Annotated in this window: 18 protein-coding genes; 9 read left to right on the top strand and 9 right to left on the bottom strand. The window is 44.5% G+C overall.

Translation table 11 applies throughout. The annotated features are described in order from the left end of the window. Positions 1-433: 433 nt before the first annotated feature. The 6 genes from QUB64_RS19690 to QUB64_RS19665 all read right to left on the bottom strand — a co-directional run bounded on the left by QUB64_RS19690 (position 434) and on the right by QUB64_RS19665 (position 8,310). The gene (locus QUB64_RS19690; RefSeq protein WP_333269296.1) at positions 434-1,309 is read right to left on the bottom strand and encodes a class I SAM-dependent methyltransferase; all 876 of its coding nucleotides are present in this window, start codon (positions 1,307-1,309) and stop codon (positions 434-436) included. 260 nt (positions 1,310-1,569) lie between these two features. Further along, positions 1,570-3,168 carry an ABC transporter ATP-binding protein gene (locus tag QUB64_RS19685; protein ID WP_333269297.1) on the bottom strand — a complete coding sequence of 533 codons (1,599 nt, stop codon included), beginning with the start codon at positions 3,166-3,168 and terminating at the stop codon, positions 1,570-1,572. Positions 3,169-3,342: 174 nt separating this feature from the next. Continuing rightward, the gene (locus QUB64_RS19680; protein ID WP_333269298.1) at positions 3,343-4,644 is read right to left on the bottom strand and encodes a jacalin-like lectin; all 1,302 of its coding nucleotides are present in this window, start codon (positions 4,642-4,644) and stop codon (positions 3,343-3,345) included. A gap of 481 nt (positions 4,645-5,125) precedes the next feature. Beyond that, complete coding sequence (locus QUB64_RS19675) at positions 5,126-6,820, bottom strand: tetratricopeptide repeat protein (protein WP_333269299.1); 1,695 nt, start codon at positions 6,818-6,820, stop codon at positions 5,126-5,128. Next, positions 6,760-7,917: an RNA polymerase sigma factor gene (locus QUB64_RS19670; RefSeq protein ID WP_333269300.1), complete on the bottom strand. Its 1,158-nt coding sequence runs from the start codon at positions 7,915-7,917 to the stop codon at positions 6,760-6,762. The genes QUB64_RS19675 and QUB64_RS19670 overlap by 61 nt, the downstream gene beginning before the upstream one ends. A gap of 9 nt (positions 7,918-7,926) precedes the next feature. Further along, the gene (locus tag QUB64_RS19665) at positions 7,927-8,310 is read right to left on the bottom strand and encodes an RNA polymerase sigma factor (protein WP_333269301.1); all 384 of its coding nucleotides are present in this window, start codon (positions 8,308-8,310) and stop codon (positions 7,927-7,929) included. Positions 8,311-9,169: 859 nt separating this feature from the next. Here QUB64_RS19665 and QUB64_RS19660 point away from each other — a divergent pair. Next, entirely contained in the window at positions 9,170-10,255 is a 1,086-nt protein-coding gene (locus QUB64_RS19660; protein ID WP_333269302.1) for an RNA-guided endonuclease InsQ/TnpB family protein, read from the top strand. Positions 10,256-10,742: 487 nt separating this feature from the next. On the opposite strand, the gene QUB64_RS19655 is transcribed toward QUB64_RS19660, so the two are convergent. Together QUB64_RS19655 and QUB64_RS19650 are read right to left on the bottom strand one after the other, a co-directional pair. Further along, positions 10,743-12,230, bottom strand: coding sequence for a DUF5009 domain-containing protein (locus tag QUB64_RS19655; protein WP_333269303.1), 1,488 nt, complete (start codon positions 12,228-12,230; stop codon positions 10,743-10,745). 38 nt (positions 12,231-12,268) lie between these two features. After that, the gene (locus QUB64_RS19650) at positions 12,269-13,195 is read right to left on the bottom strand and encodes a polysaccharide deacetylase family protein (RefSeq protein WP_333269304.1); all 927 of its coding nucleotides are present in this window, start codon (positions 13,193-13,195) and stop codon (positions 12,269-12,271) included. Between the two features lie 287 nt (positions 13,196-13,482). Between QUB64_RS19650 and QUB64_RS19645 the strand changes: the two genes are divergently transcribed. From QUB64_RS19645 to QUB64_RS19610, 8 genes are all read left to right on the top strand, one after another. After that, positions 13,483-14,211, top strand: a complete 729-nt coding sequence (locus QUB64_RS19645; protein WP_333269305.1) for a glycosyltransferase — start codon at positions 13,483-13,485, stop codon at positions 14,209-14,211. Continuing rightward, on the top strand, positions 14,204-15,016 hold the full coding sequence (locus tag QUB64_RS19640; protein ID WP_333269306.1) for a polysaccharide deacetylase family protein: 813 nt from the start codon (positions 14,204-14,206) through the stop codon (positions 15,014-15,016). Before QUB64_RS19645 ends, QUB64_RS19640 begins: the two co-directional genes overlap by 8 nt. A 218-nt stretch (positions 15,017-15,234) precedes the next feature. Further along, complete coding sequence (locus QUB64_RS19635; protein ID WP_333269307.1) at positions 15,235-16,863, top strand: DUF2079 domain-containing protein; 1,629 nt, start codon at positions 15,235-15,237, stop codon at positions 16,861-16,863. Positions 16,864-17,038: 175 nt separating this feature from the next. Further along, complete coding sequence (locus QUB64_RS19630; protein WP_333269308.1) at positions 17,039-17,707, top strand: DUF3318 domain-containing protein; 669 nt, start codon at positions 17,039-17,041, stop codon at positions 17,705-17,707. 460 nt (positions 17,708-18,167) lie between these two features. Then, complete coding sequence (locus QUB64_RS19625) at positions 18,168-19,166, top strand: sugar transferase (protein WP_333269309.1); 999 nt, start codon at positions 18,168-18,170, stop codon at positions 19,164-19,166. A gap of 33 nt (positions 19,167-19,199) precedes the next feature. Continuing rightward, entirely contained in the window at positions 19,200-19,367 is a 168-nt protein-coding gene (locus tag QUB64_RS19620) for a hypothetical protein (RefSeq protein ID WP_333269310.1), read from the top strand. Between the two features lie 479 nt (positions 19,368-19,846). Then, complete coding sequence (locus QUB64_RS19615) at positions 19,847-20,284, top strand: ATP-binding protein (protein WP_333269311.1); 438 nt, start codon at positions 19,847-19,849, stop codon at positions 20,282-20,284. Between the two features lie 161 nt (positions 20,285-20,445). Next, positions 20,446-21,714, top strand: coding sequence for a WcaI family glycosyltransferase (locus QUB64_RS19610; protein ID WP_333269312.1), 1,269 nt, complete (start codon positions 20,446-20,448; stop codon positions 21,712-21,714). Positions 21,715-22,110: 396 nt separating this feature from the next. Here QUB64_RS19610 and QUB64_RS19605 read toward each other — a convergent pair whose 3' ends face one another. Beyond that, on the bottom strand, positions 22,111-23,433 hold the full coding sequence (locus tag QUB64_RS19605) for a Na+/H+ antiporter NhaC family protein (protein ID WP_333269313.1): 1,323 nt from the start codon (positions 23,431-23,433) through the stop codon (positions 22,111-22,113). Positions 23,434-23,693 lie beyond the last annotated feature (260 nt).

Here is a 23,693-nt window from a genome sequence, read left to right as displayed (position 1 = left end):
TTTGGGATGAGTCACGATTAATTTAGGAAGAAACCGGGTTTCTGAGGCCACGCGATAGGTAGCGAGAAACCCGGTTTCTACGGGTTTTGGGATGAGTCGCGATAAATCTAGGAAGAAACCGGGTTTCTGAGGCCACGCGATAGGTAGCGAGAAACCCGGTTTCTACGGGTTTTGGGACGAGTCACGATCAATTTAGGAAGAAACCGGGTTTCTGAGGTCACGCGATAGGTAGCTAGAAACCCGGTTTCTACGGGTTTTGGGATGAGTCACGATTAATTTAGGAAGAAACCGGGTTTCTGAGGCCACGCGATAGGTAGCTAGAAACCCGGTTTCTACGAGTTTTGGGACGAGTCACGATCAATTTATGAAGAAACCGGGTTTCTGAGACTTTGATCGTGTCCTCTTTTTCAATGCAGGTGCTTTGCCAAAATCCTCAACCGAGAGCGTCTTTCTCATACCGGACGAGAAGATCCCAGAGATAGATATCGGGATCATCATGCTCGATATCCTCTTTCAGAACGTTAGCTAAAATTTCCGAATCCAAAAAATAAATCTCAAAATTTAGCCGTTTAAAACCCACTTCTTTAAAGATGCGATTCAAGCGCAAGGGCGTATAATGTATCTGTGAATAATGCCACTCCCGCCCGTGAAGCGTGTTGTGCGGTACATTGACTAGCCCTGCTGTTACCCAATAAGCGTGTGGTTTACTTAAATGGGCAATTTCTAAAGGACAAAAGATGGTAGGAAAAAAGCCGTAAAGCTTACCACCTGGTTTGAGAACTTTAGAAAATTCGTGTATTATCTGGCGATTGATTTCATCCTCACTGGAGACAACGGCAGCAACCGCTAGGACATAATCAAATTTTTCTTTCCAATCGGGTCTTTCTTCTATTATTTTGGTAGAATCAAGTTTCTCAAAAACTAATTGTTGGCTGTTAAGCCTGGAATCTCCATCTGATTTTTGCCAATTTTCCCGTGCTTTTTCAATTCCGGTTTGGGAAAAATCTGTGCAGTAAATTTTGCCAATTTGCGGACAAAACTCTAGTAATGCCTTCTGAAGATGAATTTCCGAGCCACAGCTAGGAATCAGAACTTGGATGTCTGGAGAATTGGGAATATCAAAGCAGGAAGATTGATGATAAGGACGGATCAGGGCTTTGCAAAGGTCAGGGTCTTGTGTCAGGCTGAAAGCCTTGCCAGCATAATCTTTGTGGTTTTCATCCCACATCGCTTCCTCTTCTTCAAGAGATTTTGAGGCAAGGCGACTAGAAGAGGGGATGAGCCATTTGGAATCATTTGTGCTGGTCATAATTGTTAACTCCAAGATATTCAGTACAGGTCAAATTTGTGAGTAACGCGATGTGTAACTTTCCTCTTTTCGCCCTTAAAAAGGGCAGGGTTGATTCATTTTCCCGAAGTCCGCCCGGAACTTAAGTTCCGGTCTAATAGCTCAAGTCCATTGAAATAAACTAAAAAGCGTCCTGTTTCTTGTAGTCGGTTTCAACCGACTTTGGCTATAAGCCAGGGAATTAATTCCCTGGTGGGTTTGGGTTGAATCAAATCTGTGTGTCAACCGCTAACAACCAAACCTCCGTTATCCATCACGAACATGACATCCGCACGTAATGCATGAGCCATGCGGTGCGTGATGAAAATTACGGTGCGTTCTTTGGTGATGCGCTCGATGGTGGCGAGGATTTCTCCTTCCGTGGCGGGGTCTAATGATGATGTGGCTTCATCAAGAATTAGAATTGCTGGATTTCTCACCAACGCCCTGGCGAGGGCGATTCTTTGCCGTTGTCCCCCTGATAACTGTCCGCCCCTGTCACCAACAAGTGTGTCGTAGCCTTGGGGTAAGGACAAAATAAATTTGTGAATCTCGGCGGCTTTGGCTGCGGCTTCTACCTGCTCATCACTGGCTTCTAGATAGCCCATGCGGATGTTTTCCCGCACCGAGCAATTAAACAAAATTACTTCCTGAGAAACCAGTCCAATTTGAGAACGAAGCGAACGCACAGTTGCATGACGCAAATCGACCCCATCAAACAAAATGCGTCCTTTATCGGGGTCGTAAAAGCGCGTTAGTAAGTTAACAATCGTACTTTTTCCGGCGCCGCTCTGCCCGACAAATATCACATACTCACCTCGGCGAATCTTCAGCGATAGATTTTTCACCCCCATTCTTTCGGCCGAATAGTTAAAGGTGACATTATCAAAGCAAATATCTTGGGTAAAAGGCGGCAATGCAACCGCATCTGAGGTGTCCCGAACCGCAGGCGTTTCTGAGAGAATATCATTGATGCGTTGTAGAGCGGCTACTCCATCAATGACAATTGGAAGCGAACCGGTAAAGCCAATAATATTCAGATTTAAGCCCAACAACAAAACCTGATAGGAAACTAGAGTTCCTACAGAAATGGAATTGCGGTAGGTCATCAGTGCACCGATACTCAAAATCGCAAGCTGGGTTATGACAAACAGAATCATGGGAACTTTTTGCACCAAGTAGGACAAAAATGTGGCCCGAACATAAACCCGTTGCAAGTCATTCAAATCAGCGGAAAAATCATGGGTAGCTCGGCGTTCCATCCCAAATAGTTTGACAACTGATTGAGAGAGAATATTCTCTTCAACAATGCTGGCTATTTCTCCTTCTTTTTGTAGCAAATGATAGCCTTGAGCAGTAGCCATCTTAGCAATGGGGGCAGGGGCCATGATACAGATGGTTAAACCAATGCAAGTTAGAGTAGCTAACTGCCAGTTAAGTGAGAACATGAAAATAGTAGTAAATAGGATGCTGCTAATTTCTAAAACAACGACGGTTAGCCCCATCGTAATTAAACCATTCTCTACTTGCTGTACGTCGGAAATCAGACATTTGACAAGATCTCCGGCTGAACGTCGCCCAAAAAACTCCATTGACAGATTTTGGAGATGCTCGAATAGGGAGCGCCGAATATTGTTGATGATGACAATGCCCAAACGCGCTCCTAAAAAGTTGCCCAGTAAACCAATGACAGTGTAGAGAATCGCGCCTACAGCAAATAGGGATATGATTAAAACTAAAAGTTTATAGTTTTGAGGGACAATTGCTGCATCCACAATAAATTTCAAACTAACTCTTAGTACAGAATCAAAGGCTGCATCGAAAATTAGGCAGCCAAACATTAAAATAAATTGCCATCGGTAGGAGCCGAGATATTTACTTATTGTTTTTATAAACCAAATAATTTGCTGCATGGTTGATGTGAATCCTGTGGGCAAAAATTTAGATTGTGAATTTGGCAGTTTTCATTGGGATAGCTTCTCGATCGGTAGGGTGGGCAATGCCCAACCTATCGCTCACTCCACCACTTGGCCGATAACATTTATGCACTCTACATATTTATTCTGAATTAATTTTTTATCCTCGTCGAATTGCGCGGTTTTTTGTCCGATTATCTGGGCTACAACTTGCCCTTTTGGAGTCTCAACCTCTCTTTGAATTGAGTTCACTCTTCCTTGTCCTGTTCCGAATGGTCCATAAGTATTCATGGTGGTTATTATTGTCAGGTGAGTGACAACGGCTATGGCTTCTATTCCATAAGAGGTCGCTTCCTTCCATGTGATTTTTGTAATCTTTTCATTCTCGACAAAAGTGATGTCTTGTTTTTCTCCTCCATTTCCTCCCCATTTGGGTAATTCCCTATTATCCTCTGTAATGCATTGAAGCGAGTCAACAACATCACCACTATATATCCTGATTGTCTTCAGTTTCTTTGTTTTGCTGAGATCATCAAGGTGTTTCGTTAGGTTAGGATCGTCATTTGTGTATTTTTCTTGATCCTGCCAACTTAGACCATCTAAGCATTCCTTGGTTATTCCTTTCATTTCTTTTGTTAACTTGTTGATGAGGGGATCCAGTATGTCTTCAGTTATATCAACCTTACGTTGGGGATTTTTTTTGATTTTTTCTATCTCTATCTCTGCCATTCCGTTTATTAATTCAAGCGTCTTCATAACCTTTTGGCTTCCCAATTTCAGGTAATATATTTCGAGCCGTTTCTCCGCTTGCTCTTTGATCGCTTTTGTTAGTCTGTCATATGTGGTTTCATCTTCCCATAGGTCGATACCTAATTCGATAAATACGCCTATGGCTATTCCTCCCACAATTCGTGGGAGGATATTTTTTGCATAGATTCCTAACCGGGTTAATCGACTAATTCCACTTATGGCTACGCCAATTTCATCTGCTGAAAATCTGAAAGCGGTCCGAGCTGTTGTTATTCTCGCCAGTGCCATTAACTGTATAGTTAATCTAGCCTCGCTAACACCCGCATTCAATAGCTTTAGACCAATATAACTGCTTAAAAGTATTTGAACTCCTTTTATGTATGGTGCCCAATCTCCTTTTGTAGTAGATGCAGGGAGAGAAAAACGTCCTTCTGTTATCCAATAGGACGATCCTTCAAAAATAGGGAATACTTTATTAGGATCTTGATTGGTTAGTTGAAGAATGATGCTCAAATTTTCAACTAGATTCTCCGTGTTTTTTACGATTAAAGATGTGTCATTTTGGTACTCTGCCCAATAGCTATTAGTTTCTTGTGATAGTTGTACCGCTCTGTCATATCGCTTCTGGTTGTCAGGTCTAAAAATACTCATGTCTTTTTCCTCCTTGGTTTCTAGATGGATAGCTAATGACTTAAGTTTTTTCTTTCTCTTTAGAGACGATTCCCAAAGCCTATTTCTGAATTTTTCGAGTTAGAGGCAATTTTTCCCTAACTCAATCCACCCTATGAAACCACCTCAAGCACGAGAACCACCCATCGCACAAAATTTTGTCATTGAGTTGAGATCAGCAACAAAAGATGTAGGGTGGGCACTGACGGCAGTGCCCACCCTACATCGATTTTCAATCACATTTCATCAGATTGCAAATTTATTTTTGCAGCTCAAATATTTATCGGAAACGAAACATAATAATTAGCCTCCATTTTAATTAGTTTGCTTGGATTGTATAGAGACGAAATTTTATTTTTGTCTTCCGTCTCTACACCCTTAAGACGCTTCCAGTAGTCAATTTCTGAATTTTTCGAGTTAGAGGCTGTTTTTTCCCAACTCAATGCACCCCCTTAAACCTGCCTCAAGCCCGATCGCCCTTTCGCCTCTTACCTTTCAACGGTTTCACTGCCTCTTCAACCTCCCCGCGAAAAGGGTAGAGCAACCGCCGACTCAACGCACTTTTATAAGCCTGTTTCGCACCCGTCACATCCCCCAACCCCAGCAACGCTCTCCCTTGCCAGTAATGAGCGATCGCCGGGTCAAACTCCATCAGTTCATTCGCTAACCGACAAGCCTCTTCCCACCACCGCCGACTCGCCGCGTCATCCCCCAGCACTCGGTAACTCTCCCCCAGCCACACCGCCACAGATGCAGATTGCAGATAACCCCCCGCTTCAGGTAATAACTGCCATCCTTGCTGCAACGCTTCCACCGCTTCCCGGTGTTTAAGAGCCAGTGCCAACACCCGCCCATGACGAAACCAGGCATCAGGCAACTGGGGCTGAAGTTGCGTTGCTTTGGCAGAGATGCTGCACCCCCGCTCAATTTCCTGAAAACATTCCACCAGCACCCGCCCCGCCGTCGTCCAAACACTGTAGCGCTCAGGAAACCGATCGAGCATCTCTTCTACTATTGATGCAAGGGTTACTTGAGGGTTAGATCCCCCTAAATCCCCCTTAACAAGGGGGACTTTGAGACTGGTTCCCCCCTTGGGAAGGGGGGCGGAGGGGGGATCGAGAGGGGCTGGGGGAGAGGTAACAGGCAAAATCTCACACAACGCCCGATCAATTTCACAATCATTGGGGTACAGACAATAAGCCTTCAGCATCGCCTCAGCCGCCCCCTGGTATTCACCCGTGTGGAACAAGCACCGCCCATAGGAATACCAACCCCTAGGATTATTCGGGTGTTCCTCAGTAAACTGTGCCAACACCGCTAGCCCATTAGCCGACTCCCCTCGGAAAACGTGATAATATGCCAGCAACTCGCGGGCATCCACCGCATCAGGAGCCAGTCGCAGAGCGGAACTAATTATCTGTTTAGTCTGCTTCCCTTCCTCACCCGATACCAATCTCATCCGGCAACGAGTATTAGCCAGTCGTTTGAGTACCCGGAAATCATCGGGAGCCAACTCTAGCACTTTGCTCAAGCGCCGCTGCGCTTCGGGCACATCACCCACCGCCTGACTCGCGTCGTAGCAGTCAATCAGCGTTAAAACATCATCCGGTTTAAGTAACAAAACCCTATCAAAGGTTCGCAAAGCCGCAACCGCATCCTCTCTCCCCATCTGCACCTGTCCCAACACCAGCCAGTGAGCCGCGTTGTCTGGTTCTAGGGAAGCCGCCGACTCAAGAGCCAGTATTGCGCCCTGACTGTCACCTTTACAGACTGCAATCAATCCACCGATATGCTGCCGAGTCGCCTCATTGCGTACCAAGGGCAAGGCACTTTCATACATCGCTATTGCCTCAGCCTCCTGCCCCATTAGCTGCAAGAGTTTCCCCAATTTCAACCGTACATCAATTAATTGGGGCTGCCGCTCAATCACTTGGCGATACTCCTCAACCGCCTGCTCAATGTGACCCATTGCGTACAGCAGATTCGCCAATTCCCAGCGTTTCTTCCATCCAGAGGGATACTGCTGCACGTACTGACTTAATGTTTTCAGTTTCTGGTCAAATCGGGTGTTTTTTTCTTCTACAACCAGGCTCGCATTCAACTCCACCCCAGAGGAGAGAGCAAGCGATACGACCCGTAGTGCAGCGTTTCTAGACATGATTCTGTTACCTGATAATTAATTGTCTCACCAATGTTGTCCGCAGTCATAGAGGCGGATATTATCGTTTCCTCAGATTGGGAACTCTCCACCACCAGCTTTTCCTTTTTGCCAACCTTGGAAGAATCTAACAGAGCATCATCCAACCCTGATAAATACCTTCTCAAACGCTTTTGCAGAATCTCTCGCGCCTGTTGGATGCGCTTGTAAATGTTATCGAGGGAGATGGCGAGTTTTTGGGCTATATCTTGATAGGAAATCTGGTCGCAGTAACGCATAGTAAACGGAGCGCGCAGTCGAGAAGGAAGAGAATCTATGGCCTCGCGAAGGTACTGTCCCAACTCATGATTTAGAAGTGCTAATTCAGGAGAGTCACAACTAGAAATAACCGCTGAGTTTTCTCCAGTGGCTATGTCTTCAAGATTCTCTATTTGTATTGCCTTACGGCGGCGACGTTCTCGATGTATATCTACACAGATATTATGGGTTAAGCGGGTGAGCCAAGCTCGGAGGTTAGTGATTTTTTCGGCATAGTCTGGTAATTTATCCCAAGCTTTGACCATTGCGCGACTGAGCGCTTCTTCCGCATCCATAGAATTACCGCCCATCCACTTGAGACAGCAACGGTAAAAATAATCTCGATTTTGCTGCCATAGCTGCCAGAACGTTTTCTCTATATCTTCAGAGCAACTACGAAGGCATGAGGCATTAACGGATGGAGAATTTGACAGGAGGATTTCTGCCTGAGATTGAGCATCCACCAAAACTATCTCATCACACTCAATCTGCTTTTTCTTGGCAAGCTCTCCTTCGGAGGTCAAACTCTCGGTTTTAAGGTATTTTTGGAGCTTTGCTTTCTTCGATTGCCCCGGTTTTGTCCCTGGAGAAACAGCGCTTTTTTCTTCTCCCTCATACTCCGGCAATTTTTCCCGCAAAATCTCCCACGCCTGGGAGATGCGTTGGGGGACATTCTCATCAGAAATATTCAGTTTTTCCGCAATTTCTCGATGGGACAATTCTTGCTTGAAATGCCAAAGAAAATTCGCTCGCAATAAGGGCGACAACTCATCAATTGCACCCCGAAAAAAAAACACCATATCTTGTCGCTACGCGACAAGATATGGTGTTTCTTCTTGGCTGACCAATTCCTCTTGATATCCCGCAGAGATGGCATCCAAACTTTCAACCCGACTCCCGCTTCTATTGCGCTGGCGATGAATATCGATGCAGACATTATAGGTGAGTTTAGTCAGCCATGATTTGAAATTATTAATAGCACCGGCATCCTCTAGCACTTTCTCGCCGGCTTCGATCATCGCCTGACTGAGAGCATCTTCCGCATCGTTACGATTGCCTGTCCACCTAACACAACAACGATAAAGATAGCCTCGATATTCCTGCCATAGATGCCAGAAATTTGTTGAAATTATATCCCCCGCACCCTCGTTCGGGGATGACAGTACGAGTGCTTGAGTCACTAATTGATTCATTACTTAAAATTACCAATTACTTTGGATTGTTGGTTCACTTAGAGTAGTTTTTCTGCACCCGATTAATTCTGTTACTTGTTCGAGCCTTTGTCGGCATTACCAGCAAGTGTTTTAAATGTCAAAACTAATCCACGTTTTTTTCGGAAAGTTTTGTGTTTTTTGTGTAAAGTTGCCGCCCCACAATCAGGCCAACAGCGTGAGGTTATTCAATCCCAAAACAGAAACTTAATTAGTCACATTTGCCCCCAAATTTGACAGATAAATTTTTTATGTTATGCCTTGAGATTCCCATCCTCTTAACTGTCCACAGGGCTGGGATCGACCTTGACAGGGTTAGTTGTTGCAGGCAGCGGCAACAACTAGATCCTCTCTCATACTAACACTCTAATCGGAAAAGTCGAGTTGGAAAGTCGGAAAAGTCGGGATCTAAAGTCGGAAAAGTCGGGTTCTGAAGTCGGAAAAGTCGGATTCTTCGGAATTCTCTGGACAAAATCCCAAATATGTTGTATAGTGTTGGTCGCTCCCGCAAGCGGTTTAAATAAGTTGAGGTTTTGTGGCGTGGTGGGGTAGAGGGTAGAGGGTGCGATGCGATGCGATCGCCATTTTTGACAACTGCCACCGTCTGTTACAACTGCGTTGTGCCGAATAGAATGGTGAACTTGCAGTTTAATATTTTTGCAAAATGGGGGTAGTAACTGTTACCTCATTCCTAGACATTGTTACCCATTGCTCGACATTTTGGGCAACAAATTATCTGTCTGTACGGTTTTCTTTACTTGGATCGCGGTCTATGTTTGATTAGATTTAGACCGTTGGAGCGGTAAAAATACGAGTTGCGATAATGGATTAAAAAATTGCCATGTTACTGGGATTTAAAACCGAAATCAAAGCCAACAACTCTCAACGTACTAAATTTGCACGCCATTGTGGAGTAGCGCGTCACGCTTGGAATTGGGGTTTGTTTATTACCAAAAACGTTCTTGACTACAACCAAGCCAATCCTGACAACAAAATCAAGTTTCCTACTGCAATCGATCTGCATAAGTTGTTGGTGAAGTTGGTCAAGCCGGAATGTCCTTGGTATTACGAATGTTCCAAATCTACCCCACAACAAGCGCTAATGGCGCTACGCGAGTCTTGGAAACGCTGTTTTCACAAAACTGCTGGCGTGCCTCAATTTAAAAAGAAAGGCTCCCGCGACTCGTTTACTTTAGAAGGCACAGTTAAAATCCTTGGCAATCGGCAAATTCAAGTGCCTGTAATTGGTGTGCTGAAAACTTACGAAAGGTTGCCACAAGTTCAACCCAAATCGGTAACAATTAGCCGCCAAGCCGATCGATGGTTTATCAGTTTCAGATTTGAGGTCAACGCACAAACCCTTAATAACACAAGCATTGTCGGTGTTGACCTCGGTATCAAAAACCAGGCAACCCTCAGCACAGGTGAAGTAATAGTCGGAGCTAAATCCTATCGCAAATACTGCCAAAAATTAGCACGCCTCCAATATCTGAACCGCCACAAGGTTAAAGGTTCTCGTCACTGGAAAAAAGCTAAAATTAAGATAGCTAAACTGCACCGCAAGATTGCCAACATCCGCAAAGATACATTGCATAAACTCAGCACACTACTTGCCAAGAACCACGGCATAATAGTCATTGAGGATTTAAATGTATCTGGAATGCTGGCAAATCACAAATTAGCAGCAGCAATTGCCGATATGAGCTTCTTTGAGTTGCGCAGGCAATTGACCTATAAATGTCAATTGTACGGTGCCAAGCTGGTAATTGTCGATCGATGGTTCCCCAGTTCTAAACTTTGCTCTCATTGCGGTGCTAAAAAAGAAACTCTTTTGCTTTCAGAAAGAGTGTTTGAATGTCACAGTTGCGGCCACAGTCAAGACAGAGATTTGAATGCCGCAATTAATCTGCAAAAAGCCGTCAGTTAGGCGGTGTTAGTCTGTGGACTGGAGAGTGCCGACACTACCAGGGTGAAGCAGAAAGTAAGCGTCAAAGTCCAGAACTGTAAAGCTCTGGGTAGCTTTGGGTAAGTCTTATGTAACGGATGCTTCCGTCTCGCATCCCCTGAAGAAGGGGAACGCTTTTAGCGTCTCCGGTGCCCCTTCCTAGGGCAATCCCCCTGTGGTTGCCCTAGGGAAGGGCGATCGAGAAAACTATGAATTCAAACAGTAGACTGATACTACATTTGACCTGGTTGTTGATATCATGTCCGGTCGATTGACCGCAATAAGTAAGGATCTGTGCGGAATGCGAGTCCTCAGAAAAGAGCGGACTGAAGTCCGTACTACGAACCTTTTTTGTTATGGTAATCGACCGGAAATGATATGACACGCCTTGGTTCACGCCTAGTCTGCAATACAAATCAGAGATATCGGTAAACCCGCCCCGCCCAACTGTCGAACTCAACCTCACAATTCAAGTCCTCAAAAATAGTTTCAACCTCGTAAACACCACCACAATGAACGCCAAAATCGCCGTATATCCAAAACCCCTCAAAAATCCCATAAACGGATCGGTTGAAGTCATCTCAACAATCATCGGTTCCCATTGATTCAACACCAGAATCGGCCAGATAATATTCGCAAATCCCGCATAGCCAATCATTGGATTCACCCCGTTATCAATAAACAACTGCAAAAACCATCTCTTCTGAAACACATCGATAATTATTGTCAACCCAATCAACAGAAAAATCGCCATTCCAGTAGTTATAAAAAAGTAACTCATCGTCGCAGGATCTTTCTTAATTCCACCCTCATAAGGCTCGAACAGCAAACCCAGAACCAGCCAATAAAACCCCCATTTGTAAAGGCGGTTCAATACATTTTCCGTGACATTCCCAGGCTTTCTCAACAAAACCCAACCGCACAAACACAGCACCACCGTCACTAATGCAGTCTGCCACACCAATCGAGCTTGCAGTCCAACTAACAAGACTAGATTTACAGCAAACATCAAAACCATAATGCTGAAATAGCGCCAACTCTTCCAGCTAGCATAACTCGCCTCTTGCGGCGAAGAATACTCTATCCACCGACCAAGCAAATCCCCCACTATTGTACCGGGAATTACCACAAACAAATACTTTAAATAATCAAATTGAAACAGCCAAGGTGCAGGAGAGTACAGCCAAACAAGCTTAATCCAACCATCATCATGAGAAGACAGCCGCGCCGCCAACAGCAAGCCCAAAAATCCGACTCGCAACCACACATTTGAACGAGTCAATAGCCAAATTATCGAGCCTAAAACCGCCACATTTGCCAGTACCATCAAGATAATATCGCTGCGGTTAAAAGAAATTCCCCTACCGTCGGGATATTTGATGTGAGATATGAAGCCAATTCCGGCACTCCAAGCAGCCAGGGTTAATCCTCTGCGCAGCCACGCCGACCACTTTTGGGGCCAGCGAACGTACATCAAAAATAGTATGACAAATCCGCACAAAGCCAGCCACCACTTTTGCGGGCTGGGTTCGTCGGGGTTAATTGTAGTTGGGCGAATGTGTTGGAGAAATATCGCGAATGACGCTAAGAAAAAGCCTCTTTGTAAAATAGAGAAAATTATTTTTTTTGTATCCCATCCCTTGGCGATGCGGCGGGACAAAGCTAGGGGTATCGCGGCGCCCATTGCAAACAAAAAGAAGGGGAAAACTAAGTCAACCCAGGTTAATCCGGGCAGTTTGTTGTTAAAAATGTGGTCTGGTGGTGGGAGTTGCGCGTGATACATCCACGCTGGTAATGTTTTGCGGGCTATTGTACCCGATAAAACCATCGCTAAAACTGCTAGTCCGCGCAGCGCATCCAGCGCGTCTGCGCGTTGGGAAACCGCAGGAATTGCAAAAAGCTTTTCGTTTTTTACGCTATCTTGTGACTCTGATGTTGTGTATTCCAATGCACTCACCGATTCTGTTTTAATAACTATATATTAGTCGAGCAAATTTATTTACGGATCAATTTGTGCAACCAGCTTCCAGAAGCTAGGCTGCTGAGTCTTTTTGCGGAGTGTTTTGTATTGACTGTTAACCTCGAAATTCGGTATTTGTTGGGTGGAAAAAACCGCAATTTTAATTTGAGACTGTCGTACAAGTATCCGGATTTGTAGTATTTGGCAACATATTTTTCAACTTGTTTGTTGACAGCGCCAAAGGGGTAGGCTATGTGTGAAGCAACTATTTGATTTTGGTCTAAATCTTGGGTGCATTTCCTCAGTCTAATTTGGTCTTGAGATAATTCTCTGTCTAGTGCTATCGGATAAATTTTGGTGAGGTTTTCGTGATTCAGTCCGTGGGATTGAATATCATAAAAACCTTTTTGCATTCCGTCTCTTAAGTCTTGACAAGTTACTTTTTTTATGAGTGAATCTTGACGCCCTAAGAAGCCGGAGTTGACAAATACAACTACTTTAGCTTTTTTGCGGTATTTATTTTCGAGTCTTTCTAAAATCGGCAGTAAGTGCGTATAAATGCTTTTGTTTCCATCGTCAAAGGAAATCATGACCTTTTTGCGATCGCGATATTCACTCGGTATCGGCTTTTTGGGATTAGCGATGAAATACTCGTAAAGTTCTTGGGTTGACAAAAACCAATAGTTATGCGTAACTAAGTCTTCTAAAAAAGGTTCCAAGTTTTGCTGGCTGTAGTCGCCGGGAAAGTCTCGCCGCTGTGGCGGTATTTCCTGGGGATTCCGCAGGTCAACAATATCGTGAAAGCCGAAAATCGGAATTTCTACTGTGATAATTTCTAAGATTACTTGATATGTGATGAAAGTTAGGAGGAATGCTAGTAAAAATCTAATAATACGTTTTTTTTTGGGTGTCATACCGGGTTGAAAATACTCCGGCCATTTCTTAACTAAATAATTTACCATTGACAATTACAACCTCATGAGGTATGGAGTTCAGGCGGTAGTATGAGGGTTTTTTGGGATCAGGTGCTGGGAGTGTCTAGATTGTCGATCGCCCGCATCTGTCTTAAAGATGAGCTAGGTCAACTCTAGCATGATACAATTTGTGGCGATCGCACTTTTGGTGCAACCCGGGCCCAAAGTTGACAATGCTTATTTTTTGCCCGAAATTTTTTCCAGGTGATTTTCTTTACTTGTGATTTCCCGCCCGAGGTGCTAGCATATTTCAGCGAAAGCCCGATCGAACAACAATGATGAAAATCGCAGTAATTCTGCCTGTTTACAACGAAGCAAATTGCATAGAGCAAACCTTTGACAGAATTTTAGAATTTTCTCAAAAAAATCACGCTTACAATTTTATCATTGTTAATGACGGCTCTACCGACAATACCCTAGAAATTATAGACAAGAAACTCAAAGCTTTCCCCACACATCACATCAAACTAATTTCTTACAGCAACCGTCAAGGTAAAGGGTATGCCGTTAAAACAGGATGCGAAGATGCAAACGCCGACTGCATTTGCTTCATGGATGGCGACTTAGCTTACTCCCTCGAACACCTTGAACCCTTAGTAGAAAAATTAGAAAAATTTGATGTTGTAATTGGTTGCAGAAATCTCGATAGAGAAAACTTCCGAAATCTTACCTTACTCAGAAAAATAGCAGGCAAAATATTTAATTTAATTTCCCGAGCCCTGCTGAATCTCAAATATAGAGATATGCAAGCCGGACTCAAAGGCTTTAAAAAACTACCAGCCCAAGAAATCTTTAAAAGACAAACACTTACAGGCTTTTCCTTTGATGCAGAACTGCTATTTTTAGCCAAAAAGAAAGGATATACAATTGGTGAAATCCCCGCCCGAGTTTCCCAGCAACACCTCTACAAACTTTCTCAAGTCAATATACTTAAAGATTCCCTAAAAATGCTGAGCTGCTTATTTAAAATTAGATCCAACGACCGCGCAGGCTACTATGAATAAATCAATTTTGTTGAGCTTTGACATAGAAGAATTTGACATCCCCGAAGAATACGGTCAACCCCTGACAGACGAGATTAAATTTGAAATCTCTAGCCGAGGATTGTCAAATATTATGGCACTTCTCGACAGATTAGAGATTACAGCCACATTTTTTGTGACAGCCAACTTTGCACTCCACCACCGAGATACAATCAGAGAACTCTCAAAACACCACGAAATCGCCTCCCACGGCTTTTACCACTCTCAATTTTGCCTAGAAGATTTACAAAAATCCAAGCAAACCTTAGAACAAATAACCAATACTCAAGTCACCGGATTCAGGATGGCAAGACTTCAGCCCGTTGACGACATAGAAATAGAAAAAGCAGGCTACGAATACAACTCGTCAATTAATCCCACCTATATCCCCGGTAGATACAACAACCTATCTAAACCCAGAACTGCATATTATACGAATAAACTGCTCAACCTTCCTATTTCAGTCACTCCTACGATCAGATTTCCCTTATTTTGGTTGAGCTTTAAAAACTTCCCCCTGTCAGTGATACAATTAGCAGCCAAGCTCACCCTAGAAACAGACTCGTATTTGAACATCTACTTTCACCCCTGGGAATTCACAGATATTTCCCAGTTTAAATTACCCGGTTACGTCAAAAAAGACTCAGGCAAAAAAATGGTTGACAAACTAGAAAAATACCTTACCAAGCTTAAAACCCAAGGCAAATTTATTACTATTTCCGAATTTAAGCACAATTTCCGTCAACCCAGATTTGCGCACTCCGACCAAAGAAACCGGGTATTTTAACTATTATTCCATGTTTGAGCGAATATTTTAGCGAAAAACCCGGTTTTTGGTCACCTGTCGGTAAGTCCACTAGACATATTATAAAAGTCAAAAACTCTCTTGTAATTATCTGCGTTCATCTGTGTTAATCTGCCTGACATCTGCGGTTAACCGGCTCTATCAAACATCCAGACAATAAGTCCAATCAAGCTTAAAAAATATCTGCACCAGCACAAACCATGAAAATAAAACCTCTAGACTACTGGAAAAATCAAACAGGATTGCGTCAAGTTACAATCCTAGCAACCATATTTTTTATAATAGTTTTAACCTTTAGCATTATCCGCTACGAAAGCTTCTTATCCACCTACGATCACGGCCTATTTAACCAAGTATTTTGGAATAGCGTACACGGCAGATTCTTTCAAAGTTCAATGTCCTCAGCCGCCTCTAGCGCCTCGCTGATGGACAGACAACTGTCATACCCATCTTACATCCATTTAGGGCAACACTTCGTCATTGATTTTCTGATTTGGATGCCGATTTATGCCTTATTTCCCTCTCCAGTCACTCTAATAGTTTTGCAAGTAGCTTTAATTGCTGCCGCCGGAATAGTGCTGTATTTCTTAGCAAGACACTATCTATCTGTTCCCATGTCGGTAATGATAGTAGCCAGCTATTACGGAGCAAACGGTGTAATTGGCCCGACGCTGGGAAATTTTTACGAACACTGCCAAATTCCTCTATTTATATTTAGCTTGCTTCTAGCATTAGAAAAGCAGCGCTGGCCGCTATTTTGGCTGTTCGCAGTTTTAACTTTAGGCACTCGCGAAGATGCTGGAATTAGCTTGTTTGGCATCGGATCGTATTTAATTGTCAGCCGCCGCTCCCCCCGCGCTGGCATGGCTTTGTGCGCGCTCAGTTTTAGCTATGTGGTGTTCATAACTAATACCATAATGCCGATGTTTTCGGTTGACAATTCCCGGTTGTATATAGCTAATTACTTTAGGAAATTCGTCAAAACCGAAAATCCGTCAACACTAGAATTGCTGTGGGCGATTATTACTCAACCTCAGATAATTATTGAAGTATTTTTTAAAGATGCAAGTAGGAGAGTTTTATATCTTTTAGGTCATTGGTTGCCGCTAGCATTTGTACCTGTTATTACTCCGAGCGCCTGGTTAATGACTGTTTTTCCTTTAATGGTTCTGCTGCTGCAAGTTTTTAATCAGGCTGCTACTTCGATCAACACTCGCTACACTTTTGCTGTAATTCCGGGCTTGTTTTACGGTACAATACTGTGGTGGTCGCAGCATCAAGATAAATTTAAACCCAGGTTCCATCGCTTCTGGATTGGGTGTATTGGTTTGTCGATGTTACTTACATATACTTCCAATCCAGGTCGAGCTTTGTATTTTATTTCTCCTTACTCGTTTCAACCTTGGGTTTATCAATCTTTGCCCGCTCAACTCGGACACGCAGCTCATGTCAAAAAAGTGTTTAATTTGATTCCCCAAGATGCTAGTGTTTCGACTAGCGGTTATATAGTTTCTCACCTTTCTGGTCGCCGAAACCTGATCCGTTTAGAGGTGATGCAGATGAAAGATGAACAGGGAAAATTGGTCGATGTCGATTATGCGTTGTTAGATTTGTGGCAGTTGCAGCAGAATAATTTAAAAGCTCCGATTGACAGAGGTAGAGTTCGGGGGGGAGTGCGTTTTACCGACGAAGCTCTGCGGATAGGTGCTTACGGAATTGCTGAAGTATTGGACGGAGTTGTTTTGGTTCAAAAAGGGATAACTTCTAAGCCGGAAGTTTTGGCGGCTTGGTCGAAATTGCGGCAGGAAATCCAACCGTTGATGAAATAGTCGGAAGGAATTGATCGATCGCCCAGAATGCGATCGCCCCTCAAGAGACTAAAATCAAGTAAAATTGCCCTCAGGGTCGATCGACTCCCGTAGCTCGACTATATTTGGATTCAAGGTTTGCTATACTCCAGAAATAGACACATATTAACCTTTGGAAAATCAATAGGCCGGAGCTATGACATCCTATGCAACCTCTACAGCAAGAGCCGAGATGAGTGAGATCCGGCGCTTGAAAAATATACTGCCCCCAGAACTCCAAAGTTGGGTAACAGTAGAAAAAACAATAGAAGTTAATCCCACCCTGATCCGCAGCGAAGAAATAGGCAAAGACCAGGTAGAAATACAGATAGACCTGATCCGCTGGGAACAGCTAGCAATGGATCAGCGCAACCTCCTATTTTGGCACGAAGTCGCCAGAATCCAAAACGACACCATCCCCAGAGACGGTTGGGAAATGGCAGCCCTCGCCATTGGTTTAGGCGGCGCCGTCGGCGAACTTTGGGTGCAAGACGGCTTGCTGCTGGTACTGGCCCTATCCCTGTGCGGCGTCTCCGGCTGGAGACTTTACCAAAAAAACAACGGAGAGAAAAGTTTAAAAGAAGCAGTAGACGCCGACGAAAAAGCCCTCGCCCTCGCCACCCGCTTCGGCTACACTCTCCCAAACGCCTACAAAAGCCTCGGTAGCGCCTTAAAAACCTTAATCGAGCAAACCTCCAAAAAAACTCAACGGGCTAAATACGAAGCTCGTCTCCAGGCCTTGAAACGCAACGCAGCCAAAGCCAAAGCCAAAGTCCAACCCATTACCCGCGAAACCTCGCAGTCAGAAAACGTCTACAATTCTTAACTTCGTCCCCCGACGCTTGGTGCGGGGGTTTTCCTGTTAACTGTTAACTGTTGACTTTCCTGTTAACTGTTAGCTGTTAACAACCGTTAACGGCGCTGCATAAGCTGTTGGGGCATTGAGATTTAATTTTTAGGGCGGGATATCCTGCCCACCCCACTCATGGTTTTAAGAAACAGGATTGTGAAAATTAGATGCACGCCAGCTTATTCACCGAAAATCTTGATTCCGATGTCAAAGTTGCGCAGCGGCTGCGTTCAAAATTTTTGGGCCAAAACTTGGACGGGTAGACTCAAGTCTACCCTTGCCTGTGATATCGGGGCGATCGGCGACCAAATTTTCGGGCGTTTTTGTAAAGTTTGTATAAAGCTAGCCTTTTGGTAACAATAATACTTGGTAAAGGTGAAGCCGCTAGGACACAATAAGCTAAAGACATCAGCTTGAAATTTGAAACTAGGACTTCATGGTCAGCCAAACCCCAGAGGCAGATTTTCGGGTTACGTACTTGGACGAGATTCCCTCAGTTCACATACCCGCGCGCTTGAGCGTGCTTGAAGCCGTAAACTTCAAGACAACCTGCCAGCAACTTTTCTCTGAAAACACCGTTCCCAGCAAAATTGTCCTAGACTTCAGTCAGACGACATTCATTGACAGTAGCGGGATCGGTGCTTTAGTCAGCAATCTGAAATTTGCCAAACAGCGCGGCAGTGACTTGGTGCTCCGGAGCCTCAAGCCGCAGGTGATGGCAGTATTTGCTCTCACCAGCCTAGATCAAGTGCTGACAATCGAGCAGCCTTCTGCAAGCTCAACTCCCACACAGACAGACCCCTCGGACAATCACCTACCGATGACGCACCCCTCGGTGCAGTCGTTGGTGAAACGGGTGATAGATGTCGTTGGGGCAATTGTGGGTTTGATAATTACGGGAATTTTGTTGGTACCTATAGCGGCAGCCATCACGATTAACGATCCGGGCCCGATATTTTTTGCACAAACCCGCTGCGGCTGGATGGGGAGAAAATTTCGGATTTGGAAATTTCGATCGATGTGTACCAATGCCGAAGCCATGAAAGCCCAAATTAAAAACCAAGCTTCTGGCGCATTTTTCAAAAATGACAACGACCCGCGGATTACCAAAGTCGGGCGCATTTTGCGCAAAACCAGTCTTGATGAATTGCCGCAGTTTTGGAACGTGCTCAAAGGCGAAATGAGTCTAGTCGGCACCAGACCCCCTACTCCAGACGAAGTAGAGCGCTACGAAGTCCCTCAGTGGCAGCGTTTGGATGTCAAGCCCGGGATGACTGGCGAATGGCAAGTCAACGGTCGCTCTAAAGTCCGCGATTTTGAAGATGTCATCCGTTTAGATTTAAAATACCAACAAGAGTGGAGCCTGATGTATGACCTGACACTAATTGTTAAAACCGTAACTGTGCTATTTAACAAAAATAGTGGCGCTATGTAAGATCGGTCAACAACCCACCGCTGAACTTTGGCGTTGCTGTTGCCGACGGGCGGCGGCAACTCGAACTCGATACGCAAGTCAAGCAGGCGATCGATCGCGATACTTACCTTAGTATTAAGTGTTAAAATTCGCAGCGAAGAAAATGTGGATCTATGTGCCTGCTGTGCGATCGGAGCATTAATTAGCAATTTGCGAGTTTGAGGTCGTACTCGAATAACGCCAGCAGGGTTTTCGAGGACGACAAGAACTCAGGTGTGTTGATAAAAGTACCGACTGCTAAGACTGTCGAAGCTCAAATCACTCCTCGCAAGCTGACAAGGCCCAAAAACGGATACTAGCTTTCCGACTCCTGTCGTGCTGATCCCCAAATTTTAGACTCAAGTTCGGGATCCTTTGATTCAAAGCTGCAAGTCAATCTAAAATCTAAAATCTAAAATCTAAAATCGACTGAGTCGGGAATTTTTCCTATTTAAACGCCCTACCGAGGCGGGTTAGAGTATCGGAAGTCTCTCATTTTCTGTGCGAGTAAATGGTGCGAAAGGAATGCTCACCTTGAGGCAAAACGGGCTTCTTCAATTCAAGCTTGACTTAACTAATATGTTGCCAAGACCTTGCCCTCCTTTTCCTCTCCAACTTGCGCTGAGTAAAGCGGTGGTGGGGGGCGACCAGGGAGAAGAAAAATGAAAGACGAGCAACCAATTGCCGAGTTCCACCTTCAGGTTAAAACAGACCTAAAGGCTCTGACACAAGTTTCGGAATGGTTGGAGAATATTGTTCTGCCACTGATACCACAGGATTTGTGGTGGCAGTGCAGCCTGATTGTTAACGAAGGGTTTACAAATGCTGTCCGCCATGCTCATCTGAACTTGCCCCCCGAGACGCCGATCGACATTGATGTAAAACTGTTTGCAGATTACTTAGAAATTAGGATTTGGGACAGGGGTCAACCCTTCAACCTGGAATCAAAGCTGCGCTCGATCCTGCAAGAGCAGCGCGATCCCTTGGACAGAGAAGGAGAAAGGGGACTGGTGTTTATGTACAAGCTCACCGACGAGTTGCAATATACCCGTACCGACGATCGCTCCAACTGCCTGGTAATGCGCAAAAACCTTACCTGAGGGCGCGATGCCCGCCCGAACCTGGGCGGCTTCTGGCGATCGTCGGCAGGCCCCATCGCCACCCCTGAGATGCTCCCTGAAAACCAATCACATCCTCTGCAATTCACCGGGTGCACGATCGAATTAGTCGCGGCAGGACAATTTGCTTCAAACTAAATATTATGCGTATTCTAATTTATTCCTATAACTACTATCCAGAGCCGATCGGCATAGCCCCCTTGATGACAGAACTAGCCCAAGGCCTAGTCAAGCGCGGGCATCAAGTCCGAGTCGTCACCGGAATGCCCAACTATCCCCAACGCAGGATTTATCCCCAATATCGGGGCAAATTTTACCTCACCGAAGAACACAAAGGCGTCACCATTCAGCGCAGCTACCTGCGCGTCAACGGCCCCCATCCCAGCCTGTTAGACAGGCTTTTGCTAGACGGCAGTTTTGTCGTATCCAGCGCCGTCCAAGCCTTCAGAGGCTGGCGTCCAGACGTGATTTTCTCGACAATGCCCCCTTTACCGATTTGCGTCCCAGTCGCCTTTTACGGAGCTCTTCGCAATATCCCGATCGTCCTCAACGTACAGGATATAGTCTCAGAAGCAGCCGTGCGCGTTGGCTTGGTGAAAAAAAACGGAATGCTAATTAAGATTGCTGACGCCCTAGAAAAATTAGCCTACAGCACAGCCAGCCAAGTCAGCGTTATCGACAGCGGTTTTGTCAGCAAATTGCACTCTCAGGGAGTACCTCCAAAAAAAATAGTTTGCCTTCCCAATTGGGTTGATGTTAACTTCATTCGCCCCTTACCAAAACAAAATAACCCATTTCGTGAAACCCACAAACTAAATGGCAAATTTGTGGTTCTTTACGCTGGGAATATTGCCCTTACCCAAGGTTTGCAAACAGTGGTCAAAGCAGCAGCCCGTTTGAAACACATACCCGAAATTGCTTTTGTAATTGTCGGGGAATCAACAGCACTCGCGCGCTTGCAAAAAGATTGCGAAACCTACAAAGCTACCAATGTAATGTTACTGCCCTTTGAACCGCGAGAAAAATTGCCCGAAATGTTAGCTGCTGCGGATGTTAGTTTAGTCGTACAAAAGCGCCGGGTGACTAACTTTAATATGCCTTCAAAAATTCAAGTGCTTCTTGCTAGCGGCCGGGCAATTTTGGCGTCGGTTCCCGAAACTGGTACAGCCCACAAAGCAGTGCAGCAAAGCGGCGGCGGGGTGGTGGTAGCCCCGGAAGATCCGCAGGCTTTGGCGGATGCTGTTGAGGATTTGTTCTTAAATTGCGATCGCGTGAATGCGCTGGGCGAGCAAGGTAGAAAGTATGCTGTGGAGAATTACGGGTTTGAGGAAGCTTTGAATCATTATGAGGCGTTATTTACGGCGGTGGCGGCGAGTCATGCTGATAAAATCTTGGCACCACTACCAAAGTAGACCATTCAGTTGACCGCTTGACAGTTGACCGCTTGAGGGCTCGTCCCCCGAGCGCAGCCGAAGGGATGAGGGCGACATCTACCTAGAAGCAAGAGGATTGGAGTAATGAATCGTCTGATTTTAATTGATCCCGATCGGGCTTTGGGCTTTAAAGCAATTTTTCCGGTAGCATAAATATTTGATTGATATCAATTCCGTCAGCATCGGAATCATTCATATCTCTTCTCTCTCTCTGTGTCAAGAGCGTTCTCTGCGTTCTCTGCGGTTAAATCATTCCCATACAACCGGAATTAATATGATAGGTCGATCGCAGATTTAAGGCAGATGCAATACAGATGAACGCCGATAATTTTAGGAAAAGCGAGAGAATGAATGCAAGATGTATCTGAATTTTGGTTAATTTTTATGAGGTGGATTAGCCAGATTCAGTTGAATCAAGTTAAATAAAGGAATGAGATACAAATAAACAGCATAAGGGATAAAATCTGAATTAACACCTAAGATTGTTGCAGGCACTAATCCGGCAATATTCCAAGGAATTAATGGAGAAATTACAACAGCGGTATTTTCCAAGTCTACAGCAACTTGATAATCATCTAATCCGTCTTTTCGGTATTTGTCTTCAACTAGCTGATGAGTCAGGAGGATGGCGATAGCTTGGGTGCAGCCAAATGCGGCTGATAAAATGCTGATGGCTGTCGTTGCTAAAAATAAATCGCCTCTGGATCGAACTTTGTTGAGATAAACTTCAATAAATTCTAGCGTTCTCGTTCCCGCAAAAATGCCTGCAAATGCTGTCGATACAATTACAACGCTTGAAACTTTGACCATCGACAAAATGCCTCCTCCGGCCACAATATTTTTTAAACTAGAAGTTGATTCTAACTTAAATCCGGCGATCGCAAATTGCAAAATGTCGATCGCCGAATAACCTTGGACGAAATGGGCGATCGCACTTCCGGCAATTATACTAACAGCCATAGCAATTTTGACTTCTACTCGCAACACACAAAAAATTAAAATTGTCAAGGCAGGCAGCCAAGTTATCCAGTTAAGATTGAAGGCTTTGCCAATTTCCACAGCCAGGTTGTTGCCAGCAACTTCAACGGGATTTGTTAGGGATAAAATAAAATACAAGATGCTGGAAACTATCAGCGGATAAAAAGCTGTTACCGCCATATTTTTGATGTTAGTATAAATTTCTGTGCGGGTAATAGTGGCAATCAAATTAGCACTAGAAGACATCGGAGAACACCGATCGCCAAAATAAGCTCCGGCAATAATTGCTCCGGCGATCGTATTGGGATTGACACCGCTGCCCTTTGCTGCGATCGTTAAAGCAATGCCGATCGTACTCACAGTGCCAAAGGAAGTTCCCAGCAGCAGAGAAACCATGCTAGTTAAGACAAATGCCCAAAATATAAAATACTGAGGGCTAATTAATTTAATTCCCCAATATACGAGAACCGGAACCGTCCCCGCAGCCATCCAGACAGCCATGACTGCGCCGATTAAAAGTAAAATGCCGATGACTGAAAAAGATTTTTGACTTCCAGTCACAGCCATTTTAATTAAGCTTTTTAGTTGAAATCCCCTGTTTAATAAAATGGCCATAAAAATTGCCATAGAAGCTAGCAGCGGCTCAACGACAAAATAACCTTTAATGGCACTAACTAAAAGTAAAAAAAATGAGATAATTACAAAAAATAGCAAGTCCATGATACTAATTTTTATGGTAGAGACAGCTTGCAATAAACTTGAATTGCCAGCATTCGCAAATAATCTTGAACAGCATCTGCGTTAAGGAGCGGTTTTCAAAAGCGCATCCAAGATTTATGCAATTGCTCGTCTAATATTCCAGCACTTACCAGAAAAGATAACGTATCTCGCCAAGAGTCGATCGGGTGCATCTGGTTTTTGAATAGGGCTATAGCATGACCGCATATAAGTTATTAGTTATAATCCCATATTCACGGAGG

Origin of the sequence: Microcoleus sp. Aus8_D2 (genome assembly GCF_036702665.1) — a bacterium.
Taxonomy (GTDB): Bacteria; Cyanobacteriota; Cyanobacteriia; order Cyanobacteriales; family Microcoleaceae; genus Microcoleus.
The sequence above is the reverse complement of the archived record's forward strand: the minus strand, read 5'-3'. Positions and strand labels throughout refer to the sequence as shown.